The organism is Chryseobacterium piperi, assembly GCF_002285635.2.
Classification (GTDB): Bacteria; Bacteroidota; Bacteroidia; order Flavobacteriales; family Weeksellaceae; genus Chryseobacterium; species Chryseobacterium piperi.
The window spans coordinates 120,406-137,796 of sequence record NZ_CP023049.2 but is presented as its reverse complement, the minus strand read 5'-3'; the positions used below and the strand labels follow the sequence as shown (position 1 = coordinate 137,796).

Below are 17,391 nucleotides of genomic sequence, written 5' to 3'. Positions count from 1 at the left end.
AAACCTATGACTGTACTGTCTTCAGAAAAAATTCTTTATACTTAGTATTCGTTAATCAGCTCAGATAGTTTTAAAAAAATCACTATCTTAATCAATCATAGTCTACATCAATAACCTATTTTGAAGAATACTAAAATTAAATTGTGTGCAATTTAATTTTTAACAATACATTTGCAACACAATTTTATTAAACAAATACACGCATTATGAAAACATTGTATAGTATCGGCGCTACAGCCACAGGTGGAAGAAACGGACATGTAGAAAGTGAAAACGGGGTGTTGAGCCTTGAGGTAAGGATGCCCAAAGGATTAGGCGGATCCAATGATGACTATGCCAATCCTGAAATGCTTTTTGCAGCAGGATATTCTGCTTGTTTCGACAGCGCATTGAATTTGGTAATTAAACAAAGTAAAATTAAAACCGGCGAAACTTCCGTTACAGCTAAAGTAAGTATTGGGCAGCTGGACAATGGTGGCTTCGGTCTTGCAGCAGAGCTGCATGCTAATGTACCAGGGGTAAGTATAGAAGAAGCCAATACTTTGGTAGAAAAAGCACATCAAATTTGTCCATATTCTAATGCAACCAGAGGAAATATGGAAGTAAAGCTGACCGTAAGCAATACGGAATCTTAAGGCCAATCCTGAAATACATTGACTGATATTCATTAAAAATCAATATTTTAGATAAAAATCCCTACAGAGGTTTAAGGCTAAGATCTAATATAACAACCAAAAAATGACACCAGAATCACAACAAAACATCAAAACGGTATTTGAAAAGCAAAAAGCATTTTTCAAAACGAATCAGACGAAAGAGATTGACTTCAGAAAAATGCAGTTGCGTAAATTCCGTGAAGTATTTGTATCCCATACGGATGCTCTTTGCGAAGCTTTAGACATCGATCTGGGTAAAAGCCGAAAAGAAGCCGAATATGTAGAAATACAAATTGTCCTGAGTGAACTGGATTATCTTCTTGAGAATATTGACGAATGGGCAAAACCTACGCTGGTGGAATCAAAACCACATCCGTCAGGAGCAAAAGTTATCAGCAAAATAATCTATGAACCCTATGGTGTCAATTATATCATAGGCCCTTTCAACTACCCTGTTCAGTTGACATTTAGTCCTCTGATCGGCGCATTGATCTCAGGAAATACAGCTATTATTAAACCTTCTGAAAACACGCCTCATGTAGCAAAAGTAATTGAGAATATTGTTTATGAAGCTTTTGATGAAGCTTATGTAAAGGTATTTCAGGGTGCTATAGAAGAAAACACTCTCTTACTCAGCCTCCCTTTTGATTATATATTTTTTACAGGAAGCCCGAATGTAGGAAAAATAGTTATGAAAGCTGCAGCTGAGCAATTGATCCCCCTTACCTTGGAATTAGGTGGTAAATCTCCAACCATTGTCCATAAAGATGCAGATCTTGATAAAGCAGTAGAAAGAATATCTTACGGAAAAGTGGATTAACTGCGGACAAACTTGTGTAGCTCCGGATTATATTTATATCCATGAATCGGTAAAAGAAGCTTTCATCAGCAAATTTATAGCCTATTTGAAGACTACTTATCCTAACGGGTCACTTGGAAAAATCGGAAAAATTGTCAATCCCGGACAAATCAAACACCTGGCAAGCTATTTAGAAGCAGCCCCGGAAAAGGTAATTTATGGAGGACAATACGATATGGCCAAGCGTTATTTTGAAGCTACTTTAATGGATCATGTAACGTGGGATGACCAGGTTATGCAGCAGGAAATCTTCGGACCTATATTACCTATCCTGACGTACACGGATATTGATGATGCTTTGGAAGAAATCAATAACCGTCCCAAACCATTAGCATTGTATGTCTTTTCCGAAAGCCAGGCATTTGCTGATGATGTTTTGAACCGAACTACCAGCGGTGATGCTGAAATCAACAGTACGATCATTCACGTAGGCTCTCACTATTTACCTTTTGGAGGAGTCGGAACATCAGGAATGGGGAAATATCATGGAAAATTCAGCTTTGATGCTTTCAGTCATAGCAGATCTGTTCTCCAGGTAAAATAAAATAATTAGAGCCTGCTGCAAAGATTGCAGCAGGCTCTTTATTTCATATCAAAAAGAGTTGATAAAAACGACTTGAATCTCACATCATATCATCAACTGATATGAGTGAATATTGTGAATCCGATTCATAAAATATCGGCAAAAAAGTAAGTTTCTTCTTTTTTATTAATTTTTATAACTAAAAAGTTCAGTTTAGGCTCAAAGATGCGCCCCCTTAACAAACTTTAACCTCTTGAAATTTTTACAGTTCATTAATATTTAAGATATTTGCGCATTATTTTAAAAATAAAGAATGAAAAAAATCTTTGTACTATCATTCATTTCTGTTGGGTATTTCCTTAATGCACAGAATTTAAGTAATTCACCATATGCAACTTACGGAATCGGAGATGTAAAATATGATAATACGATTGAAACAGCTTCAATGGGTGGTATTTCTACAGCTTTTATTAGTGATTTCACCAGTAATTTCAATTTTGCAAACCCGGCAAACAATACGAACTTTGAACTTACAAGTATAAAGCTTGAAGCAACCAACGAAAACAACTATTTCAAAACGAATTATAACAATACGAAGTCTACGAAACATTCTACGTATTTATCCAATATATCGTTAGCATTTCCTATCTCTTCTAAAATAAAGATGGGATTATCATACCAGCCTTACAGCTCAAAGAGTTATGATATTGTCAACACTCAAACGAGTAAAGACGGAACCCTATTTACGAACCGCTTTAAAGGCAGTGGTACTTTAAATACAGCTCAGGTAGCAGTATCCTATAAGGTAAGTAATGAATTCGCATTAGGTTTAAGAGCTAACTATTATTTTGGAAATCTTTCTGATCTTAATGAACTTACAAACTTACCGTCTTCTGATCCTTCAGCACCAAGCTCGGAGCTGATCAATGGGTATGAAACCAAAAACAGCATCAGAAACTTTAACTTTACATTAGGAACAAGCTACCAGCATTTGAATACGCGTAGTGACAGAAAGCTGACTATTGGTGCAACTGCTACTTTCGGGAATACCAGTAATATGAACACTGACTACACAAACAGTACTTACTTTTATTCAGGAGTGGATACCAAAGCTTATGAAACAATCATTGAGCAAAAGAGTACCAGTTCAAAAAACTTATTGCCTATGCAGGCATCATTGGGGGTAGGATACGGAAGTGAAAACCAATGGTTCTTATCAACCCAGTTAGATTATAAAAAAGGAGAAAACATTTCTTATTTCGGAAAGACTTTCGATTTTCAGGATACCTATAGAATATCTGCCGGAGGTTGGTATTTGCCTAACTACAATAACTTCAGAAGCTATTTCTCAAGAGTAGTTTACCGTTATGGAGCTTTCTATGAAAGAGGTGGTTTAAAAATTGCCAATAACAGCATTAACAAATTCGGTATTTCTGCCGGAGTATTGCTTCCATTCAAAAACAGCAGTATAACGAGAATGAGCGGACTCGAGCTTGGACTTGAGCTTGGGAAACGAGGAACTCTTAAAAACAACCTGATCAATCAGAATTTCATTAACCTTCGTGTCGGATTTAATTTTGCTGACAAGTGGTTCAGAAAGAGTCTGTATAACTAGAATGAAGCTGATCAAGAACATATCACATAAAAAATATATAGCATGCCTTTTTAGTTGTGCTATATTTTTTATACTCACATCCTGTGAAGAGGATCTTACAAAAAGAAACGGGAATCAAAGCAAAAATTTTCCTTCACAAATTATCAATAATGCCCATATTGTTCAGAGGGATTCAGGGTTTATTACCTTAAAAGCAATTGCTCCTATCATCGAAAAATACGAATTGATAGACAGTCCATACGTGGTAGCAAAAAAAGGAATAGACATCCAGTTTTTTGATAAGAAAAAACCTAAAGTTCCTGGAAAACTTACCGCCAAATATGCCCGAATTTTCGAATATAAAAAATTCTATGAAGCGAAAGGTAATGTAAGAATAACGACCAATGAAGGCCAGAGATTTGCCATGCAAAGTATCTATTGGGATCAACGGAAGAACCGTATCTATACCAAAGATACAGTATATGTAACCATGGAAGATGGCTCCACGCTTGTAGGAGCTAATGGAATGACAGCCAAAGATGATTTCTCCGAATATACTTTCTTTAATAGTTCCGGGGATTTCACAACTAAACAATTAACCGAATCTAAAAGATAATTCTCATTCGATGATTCTACATGCTCTGGGTTTAATGTCAGGCACCAGCTTAGACGGTCTAGATATCTGTTTTGTAAGGTTTGAAAAACAGGAAGCCTGGGATTTTCAAATTATCAAAGCAGAAACGATTCCTTATCCTAAAAGTTGGGAAGAAAAACTCAGAAATTCTATTTACCTTTCTGCGGAAGAATTATTAGAGCTCAATGTTGAATATGGCTTTTATCTCGGGAAGCTGGTACATGATTTCATGACCACTCATCATTTAAAGAACATTGATGTCATTGCCTCTCATGGTCACACAGTCTTTCATCAGCCTCAAAAAAAATTTAGCCTTCAGATCGGAGACGGAAGAGCCATTAAATCTGAAACAGGAATACCTGTTATTTATGATTTCAGAACGCAGGATATAATCATGGGCGGAAATGGAGCTCCACTGGTTCCTATCGGTGACGAATATCTTTTTTCTCAGTATGATGCCTGTCTCAATCTGGGAGGATTCTCCAATATCTCTTTTAAAACAGAGAGTAAAAGAATAGCATTTGACATCGTTCCTGTCAATATTATCCTGAATAAACTGGCTCAGCCCTTCGGTATGGATTATGACCATGAGGGAATCTTGGCTAGAAAAGGTAAAATACACGAAGACTTACTCAGCAAGCTTAGTTCACTGCATTTTTACAGACAGCCCCATCCCAAATCTTTAGGTGTTGAATGGTGCCATGAAAATATATTCCCCTCGTTTGAAAATGTTGAAACACTTGACCTTTTAGCCACATTTACTGAGCACATTGCCCAGCAAATTTCCAGAGTCATCAATGAAAATCATTTTAAAAATATTCTTTTCACAGGAGGCGGAACTTATAACACTTATCTTATCGACAAGATAAAAGCCAAAACCAAGGCTGAAATTATTATTCCTGAAAAACAGATCATAGATTATAAGGAAGCTCTTATTTTTGCTTTTATAGGCATCCTAAAGCTCAACAACGAAGTCAATGTGCTTTCGTCTGCTACGGGAAGTTATAAAGACCATAGCTCCGGAATTATGGCATAAAAAAACCTTCAGATCTGAAGGTTTCGTTTATTATTTATAAGCTTCTATTTTATCCGTTAAGGCATTGATAAAATTCTGTAGAGGCTTTTCTACCATCATCTTTATAAATGGATTAAATTTTCCTTCAAAAAGCATCTGTACCTCCGTCTGGTTTTCGCTGACAGGGTTTAAAGTTGCTGTTAATGAAAAATCCAGACTTGAACTTGCCGATTTTAAAACAGCTTTCTGATCTGTAACTTCATCTATTTTTAAAGCAATTTCCGGCATTCCTTGTAACCCGAATTTAAATCCATCTTCTCTGCTTTCAAACTTTTGAAGTCCGTCCGGCATAAATTCTTTATAGTTCTCAGACGTTTTTAGTAAGTCTGCTAACTCTTTAGATGATTTATTGACAATAATTTTTCGTCCTTCTAAATTCATTTTTTATTTTTGTATTTAAATTCTTACAAATGTATAAAGTTTTTTACTACCTTTATAACACGCTTATTATTAATTATTTATAAAACCACTAAGTTTAATGTAGTAAAAATCCCATAGCAAAATGAAAGACTTTTAAGTACGCATATTTTCATCAAAAATCTAAATCAAAAATAGTACATATATATTTACCACAATAGCAAAATTATAAAAAAAATCTACAAAGGCATCAATTCTGAACAAACTTTTGAAGATAGAATATTAAAAGCTGAATCCCTGCAGAATATTATCCAGAAAGAAATGATGTTTGCTTCTCTTCTATTTCTGATTTTTTTTTCCGCTTGAATACTTTTAAATACCTGTATATTTTCAGAAAATTTATTGTTTCCAATTTCTTAGCTCTGCATCCAAGTATTATAAAGAAACTAAGGAATATTATTAGTATCTGTTTCATCATTGAATTTTTCATTTTTTTTAAATTTTGCATGTTTAAAATCTTCGTAAGAGTTATCGCAGCTTTTATTTTCATCTTTGCCATATTTTCGGCAATACTTAAAAGAATAAAAATCCCTATTGTCAGCACAAAAAAATAATGAATAGTAGGTACAGTTCCCACTGCCATATCTTTCATCCATTCCGGAGTGATAGTAGAGGTCTCTTTAAACCTCTTTTAAAAGTATTTGTTAAGAAGATTACCGTAAACATCACGAAAGGCTTAAATATCACTCTGAAGAACCTATTAATTTTAAATTTTCCGTTCAGGAATATAAGATTAGCGTAAAGTTCTGCCAACAAATCAAAAACGGTTGCGACAGCAAAGAATATCCATAGCAACATCGAAATGCTACTATGAGTCTCAATAAACCCGGAGAAAATCCAGAAGGTAAGTGAGCCAGCAAAATGCTCCCAAAAAGAGGATGATATTTTCCTAAAAAATCGGGAGGGTTTATAAATCCCATCAATTGTAATATAGAATTAATTGTTTTCATATAATTTTCTTTATTTTCGCACTGTATTTTATTAACAGATGAAAAACTTATTTAAAATCCAAGTTCCCGAAAGCCGTAATTTTGGTCTTGATCTCCTCCGTTTTATTGCGATTTTTACAGTTCTTATAAGTCATTCTATTTCTGTTTTGCCCGAAAAATATATCTTTATTCATAAGTTTATTTTCGATGGGGTTTTAATATTTTTCGTTCTATCTGGGTTTCTAATCGGTCGTATTTTTATAAGAGATTTTGAAGAAGGATTTAATCTTAAAAAAATGTTTCATTTTTGGAAAAGACGTTGGTGGAGAACATTACCTGCTTATTATTTTACCATTCTTTTAATATTATTATTAAATTTTATTTTATCGAAGGGAATAGATTTTAATCATGTTGCTAAAACATTTATTTTCATTCAGAATATAACCTTGAGAAATAATTATTTTTTTTCAGAATCATGGTCTTTATCAATTGAAGAATGGTTTTATTTAATTCTACCAATTGGTTGCTTTTTCATTTATTTTCTTTCTAAATTATCTATTAAAAAAATCTTATTATTATTTTTTTTTAGTTCTAATATGCTCTTTACTTGTTAGGTTATACTTTTTTAAAAACTATCCACCATTAAATATTACAGACTGGGACAACAGATTTAGATCTCCAGTAATAACTCGTCTTGATAGTTTATTAATAGGAGTTATGGGGGCTTGGTTTTACACGTTCAAAAAAGACTATTTCATAAAGTATAAGAATAGCTTTTTTATAGTTGGCTTGATAATTTTCATAAGTAATAAGATTTATGGAGACTACCTTTTAAACTATAGTATTTACATTTGCGTGTTTTATTTTGTGGTAATGCCTTTTTCAATTTTGCTACTACTACCAAAGCTTTACTTTTTAAAACAACCAAAATCATTACTTGGAAACTTCATCGTCAAAACAAGCTTAATATCTTACTCGTTATACCTTATTAATCTATCTGTAATTTCTTACAGTATTTTAGCTCCATTGAAAATTAACATGTGGTTAAAGTTTTTTTTATTTTGGATTTTGAGCTACCTAGCAGCAACATTAATGTATAAATTTGTTGAAACACCATTTATGAAGATGCGAGATAAAAAATCCTAATCTGGAATACCCTCACCTGTCAATCTTACGTAATTCTGAAAGTATCAACTATTCCCAAATTATTAGGATCATCAAGTTCTTAAATGGTATTCTGCCAAACGTAAGGATTGTTTGTCCAGATCCTGCATATTCTACTATCTCAAAGATATGATTACCCTCAATTTTTACAGGATATATAGATCTTTGTGCACGTACTCTTTAAATATAACTCACATGGTCAGATTTTCTAATCCACAATCCTGTTTGCGCAACTCGATAGAATGATTTAATCTCCGTCTTTGTGTTCCTGTACATCCATTCCATACTTAAAACCATTCATTGATATATTCCAGATATAAGTAAAAACTCCACTACTTCTTTTAGGAGTTAAAAGACCCATGGTTTCGTTTGTAAATCTTTCGCTTGCACAGATTTTAGAATTTCTTCAAATCTCCCAGAAATATATTTGTAAACACCTTCCCGGATAATAAATTATTCTTTTGTACAGTTATTTGATGTGACGAAATACACATAAACAGATGACAACTGGTAAATAAAAGCCCTATACTAAGGTTTATTTTTGTTTCTAAATTTTTATATTTGCGTTATAATTGTAGTAAAAAACATAGTAAAAACTTCGATTTTTCGTGTTTTTCAATCCCATAACCAATTGATAATCAACTAATATTAAAGATCCGCAAAATGTATAAAGTTTTTGTGAACGAAAAAAAATTATTACTGTCTAAACAGACCGAAAACCTGGAAAAAAACGTTAAGTACGAAAACTTTACTACTTTCGAAATTGCATTAGATCTTTTGGAAAATACATCTGTAAAAGAATTGAATGTATTTGGAGATGATATTGATACAATCTGGAGTGAGTTTAAAGGTCTTTTCAGGATTATTGAAGCGGCTGGCGGACTAGTCAATAATAAGAACGGAGAAATACTTTTCATCAAAAGACTTGGAAAGTGGGATCTTCCCAAGGGTAAAATGGAAAAAGGAGAATCCAGAGAGGAATCTGCTGTCAGGGAGATTGAAGAAGAAACAGGGCTGAAAGATGTTGAACTGTTGGATTTCATCAATACGACTTATCATATTTATGTAGAAAGAAACGGTGATAAGATCCTGAAATGCACACACTGGTTTGAAATGAGCTTCGACGGTGAAGATACATCAACACCTCAGATTGAAGAAGGTATCACAGAAGTTGCCTGGAAAAACGACTCTCAAATAGAAAATGAAGTTTTTCCAAACACTTTCAAAAATATCCAGCTGATCGTTAATGAATTCAGAGAAAGGAAGACTAAATAAAGTCTACTGCCTTTTCTAAAGAAATGCCTCTTGAAGCTTTTAATAGAATATGATCAGATTGAATAGCATTCAGTTTTAAGTATTCTATTAGCTCCTGGGTATTCTCAAAAGCAAGGGTTGAAGAGTTGATCTTTTTAAAACTCCCTCCTACGGTTATAATTTCATCAAATCCTAAATCAAGGGCCAGTTTTAAAATATTCTGATGCTCGGCTTCACTCTCAGTACCCAACTCAAGCATATCCCCTATAATAATCGTTTTACGGCCTTCAAAAGTTACGAAATTATGTAATGAAGCCATCATCGAACTTGGATTGGCATTGTATGTATCCAGAACCAGTGTTTTTCCTTCTTTTTTTACGATCTGAGAACGCATATTAGTTGGAGTATAGCTCTCAATGGCATGTTTTATTTTTTCAATATCAATTCCGAAATGAAGTCCCAGACTTACTGCTGCACAAAGATTTGTGAAGTTATAATTACCTGTCAGTTTTGATAAGGCTTTTGTGCTTTTATATGATAATCCTACACAGTGGTTCTCAGAAAATGCTTCAAAATAATAATCTGAATCAGTTCTCCCAAAAGTAATTTTCGGCTCATAATTTTCGGTCTTGTCCATCTGGATTTCATCATTCTCATTAACCAGTATTGTTTTATGAGACGCTTTTAAATAATCATACAATTCAGACTTTCCTTTGATAACCCCTTCAAAACCTCCGAAGCCTTCAAGATGCGCTTTCCCGAAATTGGTAATATAACCGTAATCAGGTTTTGAGATCGAGCATAGCAATTCAATTTCCTTTTGATGATTCGCTCCCATTTCAATGACAGCCATCTCATGTTGAGATCTGATCAATAAAATCGTTAGAGGAACCCCGATATGATTATTCAGATTACCATGGGTATACTGAACATTGTATTTTTCGGAAAGAACAGCGTGAATCAACTCCTTTGTCGTCGTCTTTCCATTGCTTCCTGTAAGTCCAAGAATCGGAATACTTAACTGATCCCTGTGATATATGGCAAGGTCTTGTAAAAATTCTAATGTAGAATGAACATAGAAAATGTTTTTATCTCTATTCTCAAAATCCCGCTGCTCTACAATGACAGCCAGAGCCCCATCGGAAATTGCTTTTTCTGCTACGATTGCTGCATTGAAATTCTCTCCTGAAAAAGCGAAGAAAATATCATTCTTTTCAATTTTTCTGCTGTCAATCGTAACGTTATTGGACTGCAAAAACAAAGGATAAAACTGTTCTATATTCATAGTTCAAAAATAAAAAAACCTTCCAGTATTTTGGAAGGTTTTTTGAAATTATTTTTTTGATAAATATTTATCTTCTAGTTCTACTCTTGTCAGCCACTCTGGCATCCTGAGCTACACGGAATCCAATCCATCCATAAGCTCTGTTTTGATCTTTATATCGTCTTTGTCCCGGATCCAGCCAATATGCTGTATCTTGCCAAGAACCTCCTTTAATTACTCTGATATCGTTAGACATCGCAGATGTTCTGTCTTTCGTATCTTTTTGCAAAATTACTCTTCCACCAGCGTCTACGATAAATCTCTGTCTTGGAGAATTATACATATCAAAAGATGCAGTAGAGTCTCCTTCTTTGTAATATTCTAAAGAAGATTGCTTGTCTCCATCTCTGTAGTTTCTGTAATCAGCAATAGTTTGTCTTTCAAACTGACCTGGCAGGTTTCTGTATACTAATCTACCGTCAGCTAAAGTATCATATTTAATATTGCCTTCATCAACCATTTTATAAGTCCCGTCACCGTTTCTTACAATAGCCTGAGGCATATTTCCTCTGTAGTAATTGAAATCACTGAAATCTTCATCGATAATTGGTCTGTAAACATCAGCTGTCCACTCAGACACGTTTCCGTACATTCCATAGATTCCAAGATCATTAGATGGATATTGTCTTACATCTGAAGTTCTGGCAGAACCATCATTTTTCCAACCAGCAATTCCGGAGTAATCTCCTTTACCCATTTTGAAGTTTTCAAGGAACATTCCTCTGTCTTTTCCTTTAGTACCTCTTAATCTTTCAATTTCAGGTTTTTTACCTAAATATTGGTTATATTCTCTGTTTTTAGCCATTCCAAGAGCTGCATATTCCCATTCTACTTCTGTAGGAAGTCTGAATTTCTGAACCATTGCTGAATTTGGAGCTCTGTTAGCAGAAAGAAGTCTTTGGTTGGTTGTTTTCAACCCAGATTTCTGCTGCATTCTTTGTTCGTTGATGTATCCTTGCATTTCAGGATCATTCGCTTTGAATTTATCCATATTGAATGCACTTCCACCCTGATTGTTTGATTCGTTGATATACAAATCTTTGGCGATGATTCCTGCAGACATTAACGCTTTTTCATTAGCTCTGTCTGTTAACCATTCGCAATATCTATTTGCCTGAGTCCATGAAACTCCTACTACTGGATAGTAATCAAACTCTGGAGAACGGAAATACGTCTCGTTGTAATCATTTCTAGATAGTTTGTTATCCCATAATAAGGTATCTGGTACAGCACCATTATAAATTTCCTTAAAACTAGGATCACTTGGTGGAAATACATACTTCAACCATGTAAGGTATTCGCGGTATTCATAGTTAGTAATCTCTGTTTCACCGATAAAGAAAGAACTTACCTGCATTCTGCGAGGTGAATTATTCCAATCGTGCATCACATCATCTTTCACTAATCCCATTGTAAAAGTTCCACCTTCTACATATACCATCCCCGGCCAACCTTTCTGTTTTTGTTGCTTTCCTGCAAAAAACCAACCTTGTTTTTCGTTTGGCTTCCAACCCGTCTTGCTGATAAATTTTTTAGTACCTCCTCCTTTGTTGGTACCCGATCCACCACAACTGGTTAATGCAAGTGTAGAACTTAATGCTATTAATGAAAACAACTTTAGTTTTTTCATAGTCGATATAAATATTTTCAAAGTACAAAGAAAAAATAAATTATTCAATAAATCAAGTAAACATTTGATTTTTTTGAACAACGTTAACAAATTAATTTTATTGTATAACAATTTAATTATAAAATTTTCATTTATTTTGTAATTTAGAAATTTCAAAAATAAACATGAAACAAAAAATTACGTTTTTACTCCTATTAACTTTTGTATCAATACTTTACGCTCAAAAAATCAACATCGAATGGGATGGATCCAAAATTCAGGATTTTGGCGATACAAAAATCAATCTTCCTAGTTTCAAAAATAAAGGTTTTTCTTATGACCAAAATAACATTTTTATAACAATCACACAAAAAACAGGAGAAAAACAGGTAAAGGTTTCTAATCTAATTTGGGAAACGATTTCCAATAAGGATTTGTTTGAATTAAACAAAAATGGAGTCCCCGAGCATGAAGTGAAAAATGTTTCTTATTACTATGCACAAGGAGAACAATATGCAAGTATTAATGTTGCTCTTTTTAAAAATATAAAAGGACGTATTCAAAGACTGTCTTCATTTGAAATTTCTGAAGGTGGCGGTTCAAACCAAATGATGAATGCGGCTAAGGTAGGAACAAACATCAACCCATTATCAGGGGGTACTTTTTATAAGATTAAAGTGGACAAATCCGGTATCTTCAAAATTACCTCCCAGTTTTTAAGGGATAATGGTATTAATCCTTCTTCGGTAAATCCAAGAAACTTCAGAATCTATGGAAACGGGGGAATCATGCTTCCCGAATTTAATCAGGATGTAAAATACAGCGCTTTGCAGGAAAATGCCATACAGGTAGTAGGCGAAGATGACGGAATATGGAACGATCAGGACTATGCACTTTTTTATGCTCAGGGACCCAATGGATATAACCTTTATAATAAATCAAACGGAAACGGATTCAAAAGAGATGATAACAGGAATGACAGAACTGAAGGCGTGAAAAATATCTATGAAGACTTCTCCTATTATTTTATCAACTTTGATAAAGGAGCAGGGAAAAGAGTTCAGGCCATAGACGCCAACCTTCCTGCTGCATTGATTACCCGATTTGACAATTATCAGGTCATCAATAATGACCAAAAAAATTTAATGAAAGTAGGTAGAATATGGGTCGAAGAACCTCCGTTTACGACTGATAAAACAGTTACTTTCAGCCTCAACTCTCCTATTCAAGGCGGAGATGTTGTAAAATACAGAACCAAAGTAGTCGGATACAAGTCCCAGGGTAATAGCATTGCTTTTGATATTAATACCCAAAACCCTGTAGTCTCTTCTTCGAATCCGACAGATCAAGATTATGTTAACTTTTTCTATAACGGAGATATTAATAATTTAAGTGGAAATCAGATCTCTATTAATTATAAGCCCAGCATCACAACCAATCCTAATGGAACATTCTATTTTGATTATGCAGAGGTACAATATAAAGAAGACCTTAAATATAATGGTTCACAAATGAACTTCCGGGATTTCTCCCTTGCCAGTGGTACCAACACTGCTTACGGATTCAGTGTAGCAAATATTGCAGGGATGGAACAAATCTGGGACGTTACGGATATCACCAATGCTAATAGAAGAGTGAATAAATCAACAGGCGGAACCACTTTTAATTTTGGATATATTACCGCTGATCCGAATTTCAATAACGAGTTCGTTGCTTTTAAGGCGGATGCAGCCTACTCTCCTCAATTTGTAGAAAGAATGGCCAATCAGAACCTGTCTGCATTACAAAATGTAGACTACCTTATTATTACGGTTCCTGAGCTCATGTCCCAGGCACAAAGACTTGCCAACTACCATCAAACAAAAAACAATTATAATGTACAGATTGTAGATGCTAATAAAATCTATAATGAATTTGGAAGCGGAAGCAAAGACCTTACTGCAATCCGAGATTTTGTCACCAAATTAAACACTCCCCTTGGAAGCTTAAAATATGTTTTCATTTTAGGAGATGCATCATATGATTACAAGAATAGAATTCCGAACAATTCGAATGTAGTTTCCAGCTATCAGAGTGAGCAGTCTGCAGACTTTATTACTTCATATGTTACGGATGACTATATTGTAATGACAAAACCGCAGACTACTTCTGCACTTTCAAGCAATTTACCCGATCTGCCGGTAGGTAGAATTCCAGCAGCTAATGCGACTGAAGCCGGTGCCATGATTGATAAAACTCTTGCCTATTATAATGCATTACCGGGACAGTCTACTCCATTTGGAGAATGGCGTATGAAACTGGACTTTGTCGTAGATGATGACCGTGATGGCGGAAGCCCGTTTCATGATGTTATGAACAGTACACTATCCACTGTTTTTGAACAGATAGGATCGTCTAACCTTAAAGAATATAATGTCAGAAAATTATATTTAGATGCCTTCCAGGCTCAGAGTACCGCAGGTGGACAAAGATATCCGCAGGTTAACCAGGCTATTTCCAATGATATCGGAAACAGTATGTATTTATTCTACTTCGGACATGGAGGAATCAGTGGCTGGGCACAGGAAAGAGTCTTAACGATCGACGAGATCAATAACGCCAATAATTTCTCCAATGTATACAGCCGGTTCCCGTTCGTATCTACCATTACGTGTGAGTTTACTTTATGGGACGAGCCTGAAACCTTATCAGCCGGTGAACGTTTCCTTAAAATGAAGCAGGGAGGTCCTGCAGCAATGATTACTTCCAGCCGTGCCATCGGTGTGGATTACGGACGTGATTTTACAGACCTTTATACTCAGGATATTTTCAAACTGGTTAATGACGATTTTGAAACCCTGGGGGTTGCCCATTTAAATGCAAAAAAAATGAAAGGTCCTCAGAGTGATCATTTAAAAGTAAACCTTCTGGGTGATCCTGCCATGAAACTTAGCAGACCTAAAAGACTATTAATGATCGATAATATTGAAACACCGGTTCCCGGATTAATAAGAGGACTTGACTTTGTTAAAGTAAAAGGACATATTAATAATCCTAACGGAACTGTGAATACGACTTTCAATGGAAGAGTTGTGATTAATATTTTTGATAAGAGATTAAATAAGAAAACATTAAATAACGATGGGAACCTCACTCCTATTCTTAATTATACAGAGGAAGGAAGTGCCATTGTAAAAGCTTCCGGAACTGCAGTAAACGGCGTCTTCACCGTAGAGTTCTATGTACCTAAAGATATTAATTATGCTGTGGGTGAAGGAAGGATATTAGGATATGCTGATAATAAATCAACAGACGTATTTAATAATCAGCTTGTGAGGGTTGGTGATATTAATCCTAATGGGATTAATGATAATGAACCTCCAAAAGTGAAGCTTTACATGAATAATACCAATTTCGCCGACGGAGGAATTACCAATCAGAATCCAATGCTGTTGGCTTGTGTTACTGATGATACAGGAATAAATTCCACCGGATCTGGTATCGGTCACGATATTACTGTATATTTGGACGGACAGATTATTAATACCATTGTATTAAATGATTTTTATGCTTCCGGGGAAGGAAACGGATGTTTGAATCCAAGTCTTGCGGATTACCAAAAAGGGAATGTAACCTATCCTTTCAGGAATTTAGCGATAGGCCAACATCAATTATCATTTAAAGTTTGGGATATAAACAATAATTCTACCTCTGCTACGTTAAACTTTGAGGTTAAGGATGAATCCGATCAGCATTTGGTGATCAACAGACCTCTTAACTGGCCGAATCCATTTACTAATAAAACATATGTTCAATTTGAACACAATTGTGATGATATATTAAATGTGAATGTTCAGATCTATACGATAACAGGAAAACTGGTAAGAACATTATCACAGGCAGTGGTTGCAGAACCATTCCTGCAGGGCTTCAGAACACCGCGACAGGCGATAGAATGGGACGGAAGAGACGATTTTGGGTCAACTGTTGGGAAGGGTACATATATTTTTAAGATATTTGCAAAAAGTCAAAATCAAGAAAAATGCAAAGGAAGTGCCACAGCTGTAGAAAAAATGGTACTTTTGAAGTAAAATAAAAGAAGTATAAATAATAATATTAATAAAAAACTGATAATATATAAAAGACAACATATGAATTTAACTACTAAACTGCTTTTAGGAATTGGATTAAGTGCTGGTTTTTTAGGCTATTCGCAAGATCTGAGTCAGGTAAGACCTGTATTAACCGGAGCCCCGTTTCTAAGGATTGCACCAGATGCAAGATCGGGAGGTATGGGTGATCAGGGGGTTGTAACCTCTCCGGATGCATTCTCTCAATTCTGGAATGCAGCGAAATATCCTTTTAGCAGAACAAGTTCTTCCGTAGGCCTCAACTACACTCCCTACATGGGAAAATTGACCAATGACGTATTCTTACTCTATGGTGCATTCCATAAGTTTTTAGGTCAGGACGAAAGATCAACCATCTCTGCAAGTATTTACTACTTCAATATGGGGCAGGTAGACTTAACCCAATTAGTAGGTAATGACGTAGCTTCTATGGGAACATCTAAACCTAATGAATTCTCCATTGATGTTGCCTATGCACTAAAACTTTCAGATTCTTATTCAATGGCGGTAACTGGTAGATTTATTCGTTCAGACTTAGCCGGAGGTTTCAATACAGACACTACCCTTAAGCCTGCTAACTCTTTTGCTGTAGACGTTTCAGGATACTACAGCTCTCCAAGATTTTCAAGTTTCGGGGGATATGATGGTAAATTGAATGCAGGTTTTGCAATCCAGAACTTAGGTCCTAAACTTGACTATACCGGAAATGAAGAATCCAGATCTTATCTTCCTACTATGGCAAGATTAGGGGTGGGTTACGACATGTATCTTGATGATGTAAACAAAATAGGAATTAGTGTGGAAGGGTCTAAAATTTTAGTTCCGGGTCAAGAATTCATTGGAAATGATCCTAACACAAGACAACCTATGTATGCTGTTCCTAACGTTGGTGTATTGGAAGGAATCAGCAAATCTTTCAAAAATAAAAACAGTATCATGTATAGTGGTGCTTTAGAATATTCATATGATAATGCTTTTGCAGTAAGAACCGGTTACTTCCGTGAAAGCGAAGAACAGGGGGCTAGACAATTTGCAACAGCAGGTGTTGGCTTGAAATACCGTTCTTTTGGTCTTGATATTTCTTACTTAATTAATATGTCCAAAATTAATACTGCTTTAGACAATACTCTTCGTTTTGGTTTAACCTGGAACATAGGAGATGAAACATCTAATGCTGACTATTAAAAAAATATAACATTTAAGTTCACAAAAGTCTCATATTTATGGGGCTTTTTTGTTTCTCA

Annotated in this window: 14 protein-coding genes; 10 read left to right on the top strand and 4 right to left on the bottom strand. The window is 35.0% G+C overall.

The genetic code is table 11. The features are described 5' to 3' along the window. Positions 1-206 precede the first annotated feature (206 nt). The 6 genes from CJF12_RS00650 (at position 207) to CJF12_RS00625 (ending at position 5,302) form a co-directional block, all read left to right on the top strand. A complete protein-coding gene (locus CJF12_RS00650) occupies positions 207-635 on the top strand; it encodes an organic hydroperoxide resistance protein (protein WP_034682410.1) in 429 nt (142 codons plus the stop codon). 103 nt (positions 636-738) lie between these two features. Further along, complete coding sequence (locus CJF12_RS20320; RefSeq protein WP_084675602.1) at positions 739-1,476, top strand: aldehyde dehydrogenase family protein; 738 nt, start codon at positions 739-741, stop codon at positions 1,474-1,476. Then, complete coding sequence (locus CJF12_RS20315; RefSeq protein ID WP_084675603.1) at positions 1,472-2,059, top strand: aldehyde dehydrogenase family protein; 588 nt, start codon at positions 1,472-1,474, stop codon at positions 2,057-2,059. Before CJF12_RS20320 ends, CJF12_RS20315 begins: the two co-directional genes overlap by 5 nt. Positions 2,060-2,351: 292 nt before the next feature. Continuing rightward, entirely contained in the window at positions 2,352-3,653 is a 1,302-nt protein-coding gene (locus tag CJF12_RS00635) for a hypothetical protein (protein ID WP_034682411.1), read from the top strand. A 1-nt stretch (position 3,654) separates the two neighbouring features. Continuing rightward, positions 3,655-4,248 (top strand): LPS export ABC transporter periplasmic protein LptC, encoded by a 594-nt coding sequence (gene lptC, locus CJF12_RS00630; RefSeq protein ID WP_034682412.1) that lies wholly within the window; start codon positions 3,655-3,657, stop codon positions 4,246-4,248. A gap of 10 nt (positions 4,249-4,258) precedes the next feature. Further along, positions 4,259-5,302, top strand: coding sequence for an anhydro-N-acetylmuramic acid kinase (locus CJF12_RS00625; protein ID WP_034682414.1), 1,044 nt, complete (start codon positions 4,259-4,261; stop codon positions 5,300-5,302). Between the two features lie 30 nt (positions 5,303-5,332). Here the strand turns inward: CJF12_RS00625 and CJF12_RS00620 are convergent, their stop codons facing one another. Together CJF12_RS00620 and CJF12_RS00615 are read right to left on the bottom strand one after the other, a co-directional pair. Then, the gene (locus CJF12_RS00620; RefSeq protein WP_034682416.1) at positions 5,333-5,722 is read right to left on the bottom strand and encodes a hypothetical protein; all 390 of its coding nucleotides are present in this window, start codon (positions 5,720-5,722) and stop codon (positions 5,333-5,335) included. 283 nt (positions 5,723-6,005) lie between these two features. Continuing rightward, the gene (locus CJF12_RS00615) at positions 6,006-6,350 is read right to left on the bottom strand and encodes a hypothetical protein (RefSeq protein ID WP_034682417.1); all 345 of its coding nucleotides are present in this window, start codon (positions 6,348-6,350) and stop codon (positions 6,006-6,008) included. Positions 6,351-6,746: 396 nt separating this feature from the next. Between CJF12_RS00615 and CJF12_RS00605 the strand changes: the two genes are divergently transcribed. After that, complete coding sequence (locus tag CJF12_RS00605; RefSeq protein WP_095591027.1) at positions 6,747-7,301, top strand: acyltransferase family protein; 555 nt, start codon at positions 6,747-6,749, stop codon at positions 7,299-7,301. A gap of 1,213 nt (positions 7,302-8,514) precedes the next feature. Continuing rightward, complete coding sequence (locus CJF12_RS00595; RefSeq protein WP_034682421.1) at positions 8,515-9,126, top strand: NUDIX hydrolase; 612 nt, start codon at positions 8,515-8,517, stop codon at positions 9,124-9,126. Here CJF12_RS00595 and CJF12_RS00590 read toward each other — a convergent pair. Together CJF12_RS00590 and gldJ are read right to left on the bottom strand one after the other, a co-directional pair. Then, positions 9,119-10,390 carry a UDP-N-acetylmuramoyl-tripeptide--D-alanyl-D-alanine ligase gene (locus tag CJF12_RS00590; RefSeq protein ID WP_034682422.1) on the bottom strand — a complete coding sequence of 424 codons (1,272 nt, stop codon included), beginning with the start codon at positions 10,388-10,390 and terminating at the stop codon, positions 9,119-9,121. The two genes, CJF12_RS00595 and CJF12_RS00590, sit on opposite strands and share 8 nt — an antisense overlap. Before the next feature lie 67 nt (positions 10,391-10,457). Next, positions 10,458-12,059, bottom strand: coding sequence for a gliding motility lipoprotein GldJ (gene gldJ / locus CJF12_RS00585; protein ID WP_034682424.1), 1,602 nt, complete (start codon positions 12,057-12,059; stop codon positions 10,458-10,460). A gap of 164 nt (positions 12,060-12,223) precedes the next feature. Here gldJ and porU point away from each other — a divergent pair, with 164 nt between their 5' ends. After that, positions 12,224-16,108: a type IX secretion system sortase PorU gene (porU, locus tag CJF12_RS00580; protein ID WP_034682425.1), complete on the top strand. Its 3,885-nt coding sequence runs from the start codon at positions 12,224-12,226 to the stop codon at positions 16,106-16,108. 60 nt (positions 16,109-16,168) lie between these two features. Beyond that, a complete protein-coding gene (gene porV / locus CJF12_RS00575; RefSeq protein ID WP_034682426.1) occupies positions 16,169-17,332 on the top strand; it encodes a type IX secretion system outer membrane channel protein PorV in 1,164 nt (387 codons plus the stop codon). Positions 17,333-17,391 lie beyond the last annotated feature (59 nt).

Excerpts from the sequence above, each read along its gene's own strand:
- CJF12_RS00650 (WP_034682410.1), top strand. The coding sequence starts at position 207 with ATGAAAACATTGTATAGTATCGGCGCTACAGCCACAGGTGGAAGAAAC.
- CJF12_RS20320 (WP_084675602.1), top strand. The coding sequence starts at position 739 with ATGACACCAGAATCACAACAAAACATCAAAACGGTATTTGAAAAGCAA.
- CJF12_RS00635 (WP_034682411.1), top strand. The coding sequence starts at position 2,352 with ATGAAAAAAATCTTTGTACTATCATTCATTTCTGTTGGGTATTTCCTT.
- lptC (WP_034682412.1), top strand. The coding sequence starts at position 3,655 with ATGAAGCTGATCAAGAACATATCACATAAAAAATATATAGCATGCCTT.
- CJF12_RS00625 (WP_034682414.1), top strand. The coding sequence starts at position 4,259 with ATGATTCTACATGCTCTGGGTTTAATGTCAGGCACCAGCTTAGACGGT.
- CJF12_RS00620 (WP_034682416.1), bottom strand. The coding sequence starts at position 5,722 with ATGAATTTAGAAGGACGAAAAATTATTGTCAATAAATCATCTAAAGAG.
- CJF12_RS00615 (WP_034682417.1), bottom strand. The coding sequence starts at position 6,350 with ATGAAAGATATGGCAGTGGGAACTGTACCTACTATTCATTATTTTTTT.
- CJF12_RS00605 (WP_095591027.1), top strand. The coding sequence starts at position 6,747 with ATGAAAAACTTATTTAAAATCCAAGTTCCCGAAAGCCGTAATTTTGGT.
- CJF12_RS00595 (WP_034682421.1), top strand. The coding sequence starts at position 8,515 with ATGTATAAAGTTTTTGTGAACGAAAAAAAATTATTACTGTCTAAACAG.
- CJF12_RS00590 (WP_034682422.1), bottom strand. The coding sequence starts at position 10,390 with ATGAATATAGAACAGTTTTATCCTTTGTTTTTGCAGTCCAATAACGTT.
- gldJ (WP_034682424.1), bottom strand. The coding sequence starts at position 12,059 with ATGAAAAAACTAAAGTTGTTTTCATTAATAGCATTAAGTTCTACACTT.
- porU (WP_034682425.1), top strand. The coding sequence starts at position 12,224 with ATGAAACAAAAAATTACGTTTTTACTCCTATTAACTTTTGTATCAATA.
- porV (WP_034682426.1), top strand. The coding sequence starts at position 16,169 with ATGAATTTAACTACTAAACTGCTTTTAGGAATTGGATTAAGTGCTGGT.